Source organism: Algoriphagus chordae (assembly GCF_003254055.1).
In the GTDB taxonomy this organism is placed as follows: domain Bacteria; phylum Bacteroidota; class Bacteroidia; order Cytophagales; family Cyclobacteriaceae; genus Algoriphagus; species Algoriphagus chordae.
Window position 1 is genome coordinate 36,720 of the sequence record NZ_QKZT01000027.1, and the last position, 11,691, is coordinate 48,410.

At 40.7% G+C, this 11,691-nt stretch carries 12 protein-coding genes; 10 read left to right on the top strand and 2 right to left on the bottom strand.

The window, feature by feature from the left end; translation table 11 throughout:
• Positions 1 to 8 precede the first annotated feature (8 nt).
• The 6 genes from LV85_RS20440 (at position 9) to LV85_RS20465 (ending at position 7,027) form a co-directional block, all read left to right on the top strand.
• Entirely contained in the window at positions 9 to 1,169 is a 1,161-nt protein-coding gene (locus LV85_RS20440) for a DUF4221 family protein (RefSeq protein ID WP_111322938.1), read from the top strand.
• A complete protein-coding gene (locus LV85_RS20445) occupies positions 1,162 to 2,304 on the top strand; it encodes a DUF4221 family protein (RefSeq protein ID WP_111322940.1) in 1,143 nt (380 codons plus the stop codon). Before LV85_RS20440 ends, LV85_RS20445 begins: the two co-directional genes overlap by 8 nt.
• On the top strand, positions 2,297 to 3,454 hold the full coding sequence (locus LV85_RS20450; RefSeq protein ID WP_111322942.1) for a DUF4221 family protein: 1,158 nt from the start codon (positions 2,297 to 2,299) through the stop codon (positions 3,452 to 3,454). The genes LV85_RS20445 and LV85_RS20450 overlap by 8 nt, the downstream gene beginning before the upstream one ends.
• The gene (locus LV85_RS20455) at positions 3,447 to 4,586 is read left to right on the top strand and encodes a DUF4221 family protein (protein ID WP_111322944.1); all 1,140 of its coding nucleotides are present in this window, start codon (positions 3,447 to 3,449) and stop codon (positions 4,584 to 4,586) included. Before LV85_RS20450 ends, LV85_RS20455 begins: the two co-directional genes overlap by 8 nt.
• Positions 4,579 to 5,709 (top strand): DUF4221 family protein, encoded by a 1,131-nt coding sequence (locus LV85_RS20460; RefSeq protein ID WP_111322946.1) that lies wholly within the window; start codon positions 4,579 to 4,581, stop codon positions 5,707 to 5,709. The genes LV85_RS20455 and LV85_RS20460 overlap by 8 nt, the downstream gene beginning before the upstream one ends.
• A gap of 145 nt (positions 5,710 to 5,854) precedes the next feature.
• Positions 5,855 to 7,027, top strand: a complete 1,173-nt coding sequence (locus LV85_RS20465) for a DUF4221 family protein (RefSeq protein ID WP_111322948.1) — start codon at positions 5,855 to 5,857, stop codon at positions 7,025 to 7,027.
• 246 nt (positions 7,028 to 7,273) lie between these two features.
• Here LV85_RS20465 and LV85_RS20470 read toward each other — a convergent pair whose 3' ends face one another.
• Positions 7,274 to 7,744 (bottom strand): Fur family transcriptional regulator, encoded by a 471-nt coding sequence (locus LV85_RS20470; protein WP_111322950.1) that lies wholly within the window; start codon positions 7,742 to 7,744, stop codon positions 7,274 to 7,276.
• A 269-nt stretch (positions 7,745 to 8,013) separates the two neighbouring features.
• Between LV85_RS20470 and LV85_RS20475 the strand changes: the two genes are divergently transcribed.
• From LV85_RS20475 to LV85_RS20490, 4 genes are all read left to right on the top strand, one after another.
• Positions 8,014 to 9,210, top strand: a complete 1,197-nt coding sequence (locus LV85_RS20475; protein ID WP_245942391.1) for an aspartyl protease family protein — start codon at positions 8,014 to 8,016, stop codon at positions 9,208 to 9,210.
• A gap of 117 nt (positions 9,211 to 9,327) precedes the next feature.
• Complete coding sequence (locus LV85_RS20480; RefSeq protein WP_111322954.1) at positions 9,328 to 9,918, top strand: LemA family protein; 591 nt, start codon at positions 9,328 to 9,330, stop codon at positions 9,916 to 9,918.
• An 11-nt stretch (positions 9,919 to 9,929) separates the two neighbouring features.
• Entirely contained in the window at positions 9,930 to 10,367 is a 438-nt protein-coding gene (locus LV85_RS20485) for a TPM domain-containing protein (protein WP_111322956.1), read from the top strand.
• Entirely contained in the window at positions 10,345 to 11,157 is an 813-nt protein-coding gene (locus tag LV85_RS20490) for a TPM domain-containing protein (protein WP_111322958.1), read from the top strand. Before LV85_RS20485 ends, LV85_RS20490 begins: the two co-directional genes overlap by 23 nt.
• A 203-nt stretch (positions 11,158 to 11,360) precedes the next feature.
• On the opposite strand, the gene LV85_RS20495 is transcribed toward LV85_RS20490, so the two are convergent.
• The coding region (locus LV85_RS20495; protein WP_111322960.1) for a transposase at positions 11,361 to 11,691 on the bottom strand (331 nt) is incomplete at its 5' end.

An 11,691-nucleotide genomic window follows, 5' to 3' on the forward strand; every position in this document is an offset into this window, starting at 1 on the left:
AATTTCCTATGAATAGATACTCTTATTTAGTACTCGTATTAGGCTTAGCTGCCTGCTCTTCAGAGAAAGATTCTCAGGAAGGCAATGAAAGAGCCATTGATTTCTCCTATGAGCTAGACACTATCATGGTGGATGCAGGAGATGAGTTTATCCATGTCAACTGGCAACTGACCACCTCGGATCTTTCTGCTGACGAAAAGTATTTCTACAATTTCAAAACCGGAGCTAAAGAACCCGGACTTGAAGTGATAGATCTGGAAAACTTAAAGCTTGACCATGTCATTCCGATGGAACTAGACGGGCCAAATGGACTTCGATCTCCTTATGTGTCCCATGTGTACACACTCCCAGATGGCACTTTTTACTTATCGGACAATTACGAAGTTTACCATTTTGATCAAAAGGGAAACAAGCTGTCAACCCTAGTCTATGCTAAAGAGGAATTTGACGGTGAAAAACTTCCTGCGGAAAAGCGGATTCAATTAAATGAAACCATGTCTGCGGACGGAAAAACTCTCTTGGCTCTATATGGGGGCCAGAAAATGCAGGATTCACCGGAAGGACTAGCGATTTTTGATATGGACGCCCAGCAGGTTACTTACAAGCCACTGAGTTTGTTTGCAGAATTAGAAAAGCACCAAACTGTTTTCTACTACGAAGGAGAGCATCCTATGCAGATGTTTATGGCTCAGATACATCTTCAACTTAAGCAGGACAGCTTACTCTATTCGAACAGCGCCCAAAACAAAATCTTTTTCTACAACCTCAAAACCGACTCCCTTACTTCCAAAACCTATAGCAGCAGCTACACATCACAGGAAGCTGCAGGAAACTATCCCAACAGATCTGACTCAGAATCAGAATTTCAAGAAATAGCAAAGAATAAAGAGAAAGAAGTCAACTACGGTCAGCTGTTTTTTGATAAGCAAAACGACGTCTATTGGCGCTTTGCCAAGGAAATGGATCGCATGAAAGGGGATACAATTATGTACAAAACTGTATTGACTGCTTTTGATCCTGAGTTTAACCAGCTTCATGAGATGTTGCTTCCTTCCGACTTCACGCTACCTTCCAAGTACTTTGCACGAGAAGGGATGATTTATACCTTTTTGAATATTGATGATGAAGTCGCTTTCGTAAGACTTAAACCAACAATTTCCTATGAATAAATACCTAACTCTTCTACTGCTTGCTGCAGTTATGATTTCTTGTAGCAAGCCTTCTGACATTATTGAGCAGCGGACTTTCACCGTTTCCTTGGACACCGTACAGGTTGACTCTAAGGACGAGATTCTATTTTTGAATTACTTTTTAGGGGTTTCTACCCTAGACCCTTCCCAGAAATTTCTCTACAACCTGAATGTGAGAGAGAATATTCTGGAGAAAATAAATCTGGAAACCTTGAGTCTGGATACACTCATCCAACTCGAAAGGGAAGGGCCAAATGGTATCGGTTCCCCATTCAAAATAATCGCATTGGAAAATGGGGGGTTTGTGTTTTCCAATAACTATACGCTAAGGTACATGGATGCCAACCGGCAAGTAACTAAACAAACAACACTTACAAGAGAACCATATATCACAGATTTACTTCCTTCCGGAAAAAGCCTAAGTGTACAATCCAACGGTATTTCGAATGATGGCAGATACTTAGCAGGGCTTTATGAAACCTCAGAAATGTCCGACAAACCTGAAGGAATCGTTTGGTTTGATCTTGAGAATAATACTGGAAAGTTAATCCAAACTCAAGCACTGGATTTCATCAGGGAAAACAACTTAACTTTGGAACTAGAGGGGCAAATAAGAGGCGGTTTTTCCACCGCAGTATTTTTTGAGCCTAGCCAGGATAAAATCCTATTCTCCCCTACTTCCAGAAACATGCTCATGATCTATGATTTGGCGGCTGACTCCCTGATCACCAAAAAATATGATAGCAAATTAACCAGCAATGAGCAAAAACCTGGTGAAGCAAAAACCATAACTGATCTCAACGAATTCGATAAGTTGCGAGAGGACTTACTTAAAGAGGTAACTTTTGGGGAATGGGAACTAGACTCTAAAACCGGCTACCGCTGGAGGTTCTCTAAAGAACTTGATCGCACAATCGGAGAAGATAGCCTGATCTTCAAAACTGTGGTGACGGCAATAGATGAGAACTTTGAACTGTTGGGTGAGGCGCAACTTCCGCAGGATTTTGTATTCCCATATAGCTTCTGGATTCGGGATGGAATGCCCTATGTATTCTTGAATATCGATGATGAACTGGCTTTTGTACGCTTAAAACCAAACTTTGGAAATGACTAGATATCTATTTCTACTGATGGTTACTGTATTGCTAAGCTGCTCTTCAGATAAGCAATCCACCTCTGAAAAAGCTACTGATTTTGACTTTTCCTATACCATCGATACCCTGATGGTGGATGCGGGAGATGAGTTTCTGTTCCTGAATATGGATTTGTTCTTTTCGGATTACTCGGCCAAAGAGGGACTTTTTTACAATATCAATCCCCAATCAGGCCGGGTGGAGGTCATAGATATGAAGAGCAACTCACTGAAAAAATTGGTACAATACGAGATGGAAGGACCAAATGGCATTCTGGAAATGGCCATTACAGGTTTGAAAAAGACCACTAATGGTGATTTGTTTTTTATGAACTATATGATGATGAATCAGCTGGACTCTACCGATACCAAAATAGCTTCCTACAGACTGAGCAATGAGTTTTTGAATGGGGATACTCTGGCGGAAAATGTGGAAATAGATGGTATGGGCAAAATCGCTGATGACGGCTCTTACTTTGCAAGTTTATATGGTAATTATCAAACTGGAGGAACAATCCAGGGAGTCGCGAAACTTACTTTTGCAGACAGTACCCTTCAACTAATTCCCCTGGATTTTTGGGGTGATATGGACAAGTACAGTATCAAAATGGATGTGGGAAATGGCAGAGCATTTTCTTCTCCTGAGTTCAAATTCCTTACCCTTGATGGTCCAAATTTCATTGTATCCACTACTGCAAAAAATGAGCTTTGGCATTATGATGCTGCTATGGATAGTGTTTTTCATAAGGAGTATTCCAGTGTTTTCACCCAAAACGAAAAAGTAGTCAACTACCCACAAACTGCCAATAGCCAAAAATCCTTTGATCAGGCAAACAAGCAAAAGAATGATCAAGTGGTATTTGGGCCCTTGGTGAAGGATGAGAAGTCTGGCCGATTCTATCGCTACAGCCGCGAGCAGGACGACAGTGAAAATAAGTACGCCTATGTGCTCAGCATTTTTGATCAGCAGCTGGATCAGCTCCATGAGGAAAAGTTAAGTGAAGAAATAACTATTCCCGGGTACTATTTTACGTCGCGGACTTTTGTACATGAGGGTATGCTTTACAGCTTTCTCAATATCGAGGATGAAATGGCTTTTGTGAGACTAAAACCAAACTTTGGAAATGACTAGATACCTATTTCTACTAATCGCAATTACTCTTGTAGGCTGTAACTCTGACAAGAAATCAGACGCTATAGAGGCTAAAAACCTCAGCTTTTCCTACGAATTGGATACCGTTCACATTGATTCAAAAGGGACACTCTTTTTCCTGAATAATGGGCTGATGGGAACAGGTTTAAGCCCTGACTCAAATAAACTCTACCTATTCAATCGGCCTTTTTCCAGGCTGGATATCGTTGATCTAGAAAAACTTGAGTACTATGATTCTTTGCCACTAGAGCCAGAGGGCCCAAATGGAATAGGTCAGATGGGAATAGGAGCCATAAATATTACAAATTCTGGTGACTATTATTTCACGGTCTATCGAGAGATAAAGGCATTTGATCCTTCGGGAAATCTCAAAAGAGAAATCAAATGGACTACGGATGAGGAGATCTTAAGTCAATTGGAAAATGGCGTATTGGAATTTAAAGATGATAGAATTTCGCCCGATGGTTCCACTTATTATGGCATTTACACTACCTCGAATATTCCTGAAAAGCCGCAGGAAGATGGTTTGGCCATCATGGATTTGAATACCAAAAAGCTGAAAATGGTGGACTTACCCTCCTTAAAAAAGCTTTCTGAATTTAAGCTTCTCCTTGAACAGAATGGTGGTACTATCATAGCAGGTGATCAAACCTATCTCATAATAAATGGCTCAAAAATCCTGATTTCTAACGGAGCTATGAACGTTATATCAGCCTATGATTTGGAACTGGATTCTTTAAGGGAGTACTCCTATGAAACTGAATTATTGCCGGCAGAAAAGCCAGGGAATTATCCTCGGAAAGTGGGAACTATGGAAGAATTCAGTGCGGCTATGGAAGAAAAAAATAAGGAACCTCTGTATGGGGAGATTCACTTCGATCCTATATCTGGCTACTATTATCGTGTGAGCTTTTTGAAAGAAGCTAAGCCTGATGGAAATTTAGAGAGAAAGGCTGTCCTGACGATTTTTGATCAGGAACTGAATTTGATTCACGAAGAAATGGGAGATTTCGGGATTTCCTTCATCCGAAATGGAAGTATCTACCGATTTATTAACATCGATGACGAAATGGCTTTTGTACGCCTAAAACCAAACTTTGGAAATGACTAGATACCTATTTATACTAATCGCATTTGCTCTTGTAAGCTGCTCTTCAGAGAAAGAATCAGACTCGGAAAAAGCTACTGATTTTGACTTCTCATATACCGTAGATACCCTGATGGTGGATGCGGGAGAGCATTTCTTTTTCCTCAATCGGGATTTGAGTTTATCTGATGTCACCCAAGACCGGAAATACTTGTATAATCTTAATCCTCAATCGCTGCTACTTGAGATTGTAAACTTGGACGATCTCAAATTAGAGAAGACAGTTCAATTAGAAAAAGAAGGTCCTGATGGAATTGGGCTCCCTTATTATGGAAAAATTCAGGTATTGGAAAATGGTAATATCGCTTTGTTTGGTCAGTTTAAAATCCACATTGTCACTGAGCAGGCTAAGCTTGTTAAAACCATAGAACTTGATCAAATCAATATTCAAAAAGAGGAAGAGAAAATTGGTTGGACCAGCGTACTTTCTGATGACGGCAAACTGCTCGCAAGCACTCTGGCCAACATTGATTACAAAACACCTGCAAAAGGAGTGGTTTTGATAGATTTAGAGACTGACGCTGTCAAGTATATTCCCATGAGCCTGTTTGAAAAACTCAAGCAATTTGAAATTATGTTTCAAGAGGGAAATGCACCTGGCATCGTTACTGGTGAGTTTGCTTACTTGAGTTTCATTGATGACAAGCTGATTATCTCCTCTTCGGCTTATAACGAACTGTATCAGTATAATACCAACTTTGACAGCCTTTCTCACTACAGCTTCGAAGCAAGCCTTACGGACAACGAAAAAATTCGAAATTACCCAAACCAAGTACAGTCGAATAAAGAATGGACTGATGCTGAGAAGGCAAAAAAGGAACAGGTTTCTTTTAACGAGTTTTTGAAATTACCTGAGGAAAATATTTTCTGGAGACTGAGTACGGACAAGGACCGTATGATTGCAGATTCTGTTGTTTTCAAGCAGGTAGTCACTTTTTTTGATGCTGATTTTAAGATGCTCAAAGAGCAAGAACTTGAGAACTTTCACAATTACAACAAGCCTTTCTTCAAAGATGGGATGTTATATAGTTTTTTGAATATTAATGACGAACTAGCCTTTGTGAGGCTCAAACCAAGCTTTGATTAGGCGTAAGTTAGTTTAATGCTCTTGCGGCAAGAGACCTAGATAATCAATAAGAATATTCCGCGGAGAATAGGTTTTCTACCTTCTTGCCTAAGTTTATATTTGGTAAAGATTGGCTTTATGGAAATTTGACCTTATTTTTTAGCTAATGAAGCTATTCTATGTCCTAGGTTTTTTTCTCCTGCTTGCCTCCTGTGAGGAAAAACCAGTAGAAGTACAGCTTCCTGTAGCCAATGTGTCACCTGGATTTAACTATGTTTTGGACACAGTTCATATCAATTCCGGAGATGACAACATCTATTTGGAAATGAATTTGAGCATGTCAGATTATTCCACTAAGGAGGGTTTTCTCTATAATTTAAAACCAGAAAATGCACGTGTAGAGATGATCAATATGGAAAGCCTGAGTCTTGATTCTGTGATCAACTATAAAGTGAACGGACCGAATAGTGTCAAACAATACTTCCCTTTTGGGATCAAGAAAACAAACTTTGGGGACACATTCTTTAAAGAATACAGAGTAATCCACAAGCTTAATTCAGGGGGGCAGAAAATTGATTCTTACGAACTTATCAACAGAGAGCTGAAGGGGGATCGATTGCCTTTTGACACAGAAATAGATGGCCTGGGGGAAATTTCTCCTGACGGATCTTATTTGGCTAGCTTCTATGGCAATTTCAAGGTGGGGGGATCCGTATTGGGCATCGCAAAAGTAAATTTGTCGGACAAGTCGCTGAAGCTTATACCCATTGATTTTTGGGACAAATTGAAAAAATACACCATCACGGTAAATTATGATATAGGAAGGAGAAATAGTTCTCCGGAATTGAAATTTCTGCTGCTAAATGGACCTGACATTATTCTAACAACCTCAGCAAGTAATGAACTCTGGTACTATGACGCTGAAAGCGACTCCGTGATCCATAAGACTTTTCATAGCAATATTACTGCCGATCAAAAATCCGGAAAATACCGACAAGACATTACTGATCAAGGCCGCTATATGTACTGGGTCAAACGCAAAAATGATGAGGTGGTATTCGGCCCACTGGTCAAGGATCATCAGGCTCAGCGATTCTATCGATATAGCCGTGAACTGGATAGCAGCGATCCTCAGAAACTCCACTATGTGTATGTCTTAACAGTATTTGACGAAAAACTGGAGCAAATCCATGAGCAGAAGCTAGACAACAGTATTCCTATAATGGGCAAATATTTCGAAGTAAAGACCTTTGTGCATAATGGTTCGATCTATTCCTATCTACAAAAAGAAAATGAGCTGGCTTTTATCCGCTTGAAACCAAATTTTGACAATGAATAGCACCACTTCGCCGATGTTCGTATTCCTTTGCTTTCCGCCTCTGTTCGTATTCCTTTGCTTTCCGCCTCTGTTCGTGTCCTCACGAACAGCAATTATCGCTATCTGTATAATTAACGGAAGCTGAGTCTCAACTCTCCGCCGAAGTTCGTGTCCCACGAACAGCAACCTAAACCACCCTGCCGATGTTCGTGTCATCACGAAAATCAATTATTTCAATAACACCAGAAACAAAGGCGCAAGCCTTCCTTAAATAACCTCTAAATTCTCACAGTTTTCGATCTGGCAATCTCCATACAGCACAAGTGAATGACTTGTGATTCCAGATCTGAATGAATTACCAATTTCTTCCTTGATCTCGTTGATCTTTGGATCGGAAAATTCCCTGATTTTGCGGCATTGATTGCAGACATGATGATCATGGTGCTTGTAGGTAAGCGCTTGTTCGTAGAGCGCTACCTTATCCTTAAACTGATGTTTTACAGCCAAGCCACTTTCCACCAATAAATCCAAGGTATTGTAGATGGTAGCCCGACTGATGGTATAGCCCTTATTTCTCATACTGAGAAATAGCCCCTCCACATCCATATGCTCATCTTCTGGAAGTGAGTAAAGTTCGTCTATAACTGAAAATCTCTCCGGAGTTTTCCTGCTTCCTTGCTTGGAAAGGAAATTTTCGAAGATTTTTTTAGCCTTTTCTATAAGGGCCTTGTCTGCCATGGGTTCAAGAGAATTAAAAATAAAGATGAGTACTTATCCATTTTTTGGCAAACCTAAGTCCATAAACTCAGTAATTTGGTTTCAATCTAATTAAAACTAAAACAATTAAATCCGTAAATATCGTAGGTGAGTAGCTTAGTTTTTGGCTTACATCCTGCAAATTCTCAAAAAAGAAAGTAACTTATTTGTGACACCCGATATTCCACCCGTTAATGTATAAACGCTTAGGCCTTATTTTAACATTTCTCCTTTCGACGCATATACTATGCATGGCTCAGGTCCCTGGGTTTTTTATGAAAGAGGACAAGCGGAAGGTGACTATCCCCTTCTACGCTACCAATAGCCTAATTATTGTTACAGTTTCGATCAATGGAAGTACCCCACTAAATTTCCTCGTTGATACAGGAGTTCGCTCCAATATATTGTTCAGCAAAAGTCTTGGAGATGCTTTGGGCTTAGAGTATACCCGAAGAATAAAACTGGTAGGTGCAGATGGTAGTGACGATCTGATGGCATCTGTATCTCCGATCAATCATTTTGACCTAGGACCAGTTGAGGGGATATTCCAAAGTTTACTAGTGCTAGAACAGGAATTTTTGGAATTGGAATCCGTCATCGGCGTTCCTATTTATGGGATTTTAGGCCATGAATTCTTTAAATACAATCCAGTAAAAATTAATTATGATGATGGGAAAATAATTTTTTACAAGCAAAATGCCCTGAAGTGGGGGCCACTTATGTACAGAAAACTAGATATGACTCTGTATGAAAACAAGCCCTATATCACTGCTACTGTCAAACAAAAAGATGGCTCCATCCTATATCCAAAACTACTTATCGATACTGGAGCCAATCATGGGCTATTATTCAATAGAGAAACTTCCGACGATATTACCATGCCTCCACTATTTATAGAATCAGCCTTGGGGCAAAGTCTTGGAGGAGTTCTGTACGGGTACATTGGGCGAGTAGAATACATGAAATTCGCAAATTTCAAACTGGATGGAGTTCTTACTTCCTTCCCAGATGAAACGGCTTTCAGCTATGTGATCAAAGAATCCGGGCGTATGGGCAGTTTGGGAGCGGAAGTGCTTGGCAGAACAAGGCTTATTTTTGATTATCCCAGAAATCGATTATTCGTACGAAAAGCCGAAAATTTTTACTCACCCTTTGAATTCGATATGAGTGGAATGGCGCTCAAAAAAATCCCTAATGAGGACAATAGAATCTATGTATCTGATATGAGGCCTGGCACCCCAGCGCAGCGAGCAGGAATAATGATTTCAGACGAAATCTTATCTATAAACAAAGTCCCCACCTTCATCTGGGAGCTAGGTGAAATCAACAAATTGCTAAGATCCGAACCTGGCAAAGTAATCGAATTGGAGATTCGCCGCTACAAAGCAGATGATCTAAGTATATGGGAAGATCTCAAATTCACTTTTACCCTCAAAAAGCAGATTTAGCCTTCATTTAGGTTCTATTCAGATAAAAGCGGTAATTTTGAGGGAAGAAAGGGGGGATTCTAAACCTCCTGACTTTAAATCCGTGAGTAATCAAGTTATAAAATCAATAAAAACCATATGAAAAAATTCCTAATCCCTATTGGTATCCTTCTGGTGCTCGGTATTTTCATTTATACCAAAGCAGTTGGGACTTACAATACATTTGTCCAGACAGAAGAAGTGATCAATGGCCAGTGGGCTCAGGTAGAGACACAATACCAACGTCGTTCTGACCTAATTCCTAATTTGGTAAGCACAGTAAAAGGCTATGCAGAATTTGAGCAATCAACCCTGACTCAGGTGATTGAAGCAAGAGCAAAGGCAACTTCTGTAAATGTGGATGCAGGGGACCTAACTCCTGAGAAATTAGCACAATTCCAAGGCGCGCAGGATAACCTTTCTGGTGCATTGGGAAGATTATTGGTAAGTGTAGAACGCTACCCAGATTTGAAAGCGAATCAAAATTTCCTCGAACTTCAAGCTCAGCTGGAAGGCACAGAAAATAGAATCGCTGTAGCCAGACGTGATTTCAATCAGTCCGTTCAGGCATATAATTCCAATCTTAGAACTTTCCCGAACAATATCTTTGCGGGTTGGTACGGATTTGAGCCAAAAGGCTATTTCGAGGCATCCGAAGGATCCGAAAATGCACCTTCAGTTCAGTTTTAATACAATTCATCATGTCTGAGAAATTATTCTCAACAGCAGACCGGGAAGCTATAGTCAATGCTATTCGGTCTGCTGAAGTTTCCACCTCTGGAGAAATTCAAGTTCATATAGAAAGTCGCTGCAAGGGCGAGGTCCTTGATCGTGCTGTGAAGGTATTTGACACCCTCAAAATGTACCAGACCCAGGATCGTAATGGCGTATTATTCTACCTAGCTGTAGTCGATAAGCGTTTTGCTATTCTCGGTGACAAAGGCATCAACGAAGTAGTCCCAGAAGATTTCTGGGAAAACATTAAAGAACATATGACTGGCTTATTCAAGCAAGGTCAATTTACACAAGGTCTGATCGACGGCATTCACATGGCCGGCGAGCAACTTGGAACGCATTTCCCCTATCAGGGGGATTCAGACATAAACGAACTTCCTGATGAGATTTCTTTTGGGTCATAAGATCCACCCCCTTTTACTAATTTTATTTCTTGTCACGTTTGGGGTTCAGGCACAGGACTTCCCTCCTGCTCCCAATCCTCCAAAGTTGGTGAATGATTTCAGCAACACGCTTTCCGCGGCCGAACAGACACAATTGGAAAACAAGCTGGTTGCCTATGATGACAGCACCTCTACTCAGATTGCTATTGTAATGATGCGCTCAGTAGGTCAATACGATATCTCTGATTATGCTTTTCGCCTAGGTAAAGCTTGGGGAATAGGTGGAGGAGAGAATAACAATGGAATCCTGATCCTTGCTGCTATGGATGATCGAAAAGTCTTTATAGCGACTGGATATGGTATGGAGGGTGTTGTGCCAGATGCTTTGGCAAAACGTATTGTGGAAAGTCTAATCCTGCCAAATTTCCGTAAGGAAGCCTATTATGAAGGGCTCAATGAAGCCACAGATATGATCTTCAAATTAGCCTCTGGCGAATATAAAGCAGAGGATATAGAATCTGAAGGCAATAGTGGAGGAGCTCTTTTCATGATTCTGTTCTTCGTTTTCATCTTTGTGATCCTACCGATGTTGAGAAACAGAAATGATAACAACAACCACATGGGAGGTAAAGGTGGAGGAGTAGATATGTGGACGACGATTATGCTAGCAACAATGCTTGGCGGAGGCGGTCGTGGATCTTCTGGCGGCGGTTTCGGCGGTGGAGGATTTGGTGGCGGCGGAGGCGGAGGTGGCTTTGGCGGTTTCGGAGGCGGTGGCTTCGGAGGCGGTGGAGCTGGCGGAGGCTGGTAAACGAGTTGGGATTAGGACTGAAGACGGGTGTCCGAAGACCGAAGTAGCCTAAATTCTAGCTTTAGACAAATCCTATTTTAGTTTGTCGTGTATAATGAAATGAAGCATTGATTGTATATAAATTTAGAGCACCTTCTTTTTGGAGGTGCTTTTTTTTGGGAATACTTCTGCTAACATAGGAGATCACAAAGGTTAATCCCGCATTATGCATTAGAATAATTGAATGGAGGGCTTATGTTTTGAATTTGGGCAAATATCCCATCCATCCAAGGCCTCTTTTTAGCAGGTAATGAGATTTTCAATACCTGCTTATTGGCATGATTTACCTTCCATGCTCCTAATGCAAAGCAATAGGATTTCAGTGTTTTTAAGGTGGCCCGATTATGATGATTCAGCGCAAAATGACGGAATAAACTCATTAGGTTATAAGCTACCATGATGAATCTGAACGAGGCTTCTGTTGCCCAGAAATCCTGTAAGCAAAAATTTTCCAGGCCAAAATCATCCTTGAGTTCTTTGATTCTGTTTTCACAG

What these genes read in the sequence shown, in the direction of transcription:
- LV85_RS20440 (WP_111322938.1), top strand. Translation starts at nt 9, where the DNA reads ATGAATAGATACTCTTATTTAGTACTCGTATTAGGCTTAGCTGCCTGC.
- LV85_RS20445 (WP_111322940.1), top strand. Translation starts at nt 1,162, where the DNA reads ATGAATAAATACCTAACTCTTCTACTGCTTGCTGCAGTTATGATTTCT.
- LV85_RS20450 (WP_111322942.1), top strand. Translation starts at nt 2,297, where the DNA reads ATGACTAGATATCTATTTCTACTGATGGTTACTGTATTGCTAAGCTGC.
- LV85_RS20455 (WP_111322944.1), top strand. Translation starts at nt 3,447, where the DNA reads ATGACTAGATACCTATTTCTACTAATCGCAATTACTCTTGTAGGCTGT.
- LV85_RS20460 (WP_111322946.1), top strand. Translation starts at nt 4,579, where the DNA reads ATGACTAGATACCTATTTATACTAATCGCATTTGCTCTTGTAAGCTGC.
- LV85_RS20465 (WP_111322948.1), top strand. Translation starts at nt 5,855, where the DNA reads ATGAAGCTATTCTATGTCCTAGGTTTTTTTCTCCTGCTTGCCTCCTGT.
- LV85_RS20470 (WP_111322950.1), bottom strand. Translation starts at nt 7,744, where the DNA reads ATGGCAGACAAGGCCCTTATAGAAAAGGCTAAAAAAATCTTCGAAAAT.
- LV85_RS20475 (WP_245942391.1), top strand. Translation starts at nt 8,014, where the DNA reads ATGGCTCAGGTCCCTGGGTTTTTTATGAAAGAGGACAAGCGGAAGGTG.
- LV85_RS20480 (WP_111322954.1), top strand. Translation starts at nt 9,328, where the DNA reads ATGAAAAAATTCCTAATCCCTATTGGTATCCTTCTGGTGCTCGGTATT.
- LV85_RS20485 (WP_111322956.1), top strand. Translation starts at nt 9,930, where the DNA reads ATGTCTGAGAAATTATTCTCAACAGCAGACCGGGAAGCTATAGTCAAT.
- LV85_RS20490 (WP_111322958.1), top strand. Translation starts at nt 10,345, where the DNA reads ATGAGATTTCTTTTGGGTCATAAGATCCACCCCCTTTTACTAATTTTA.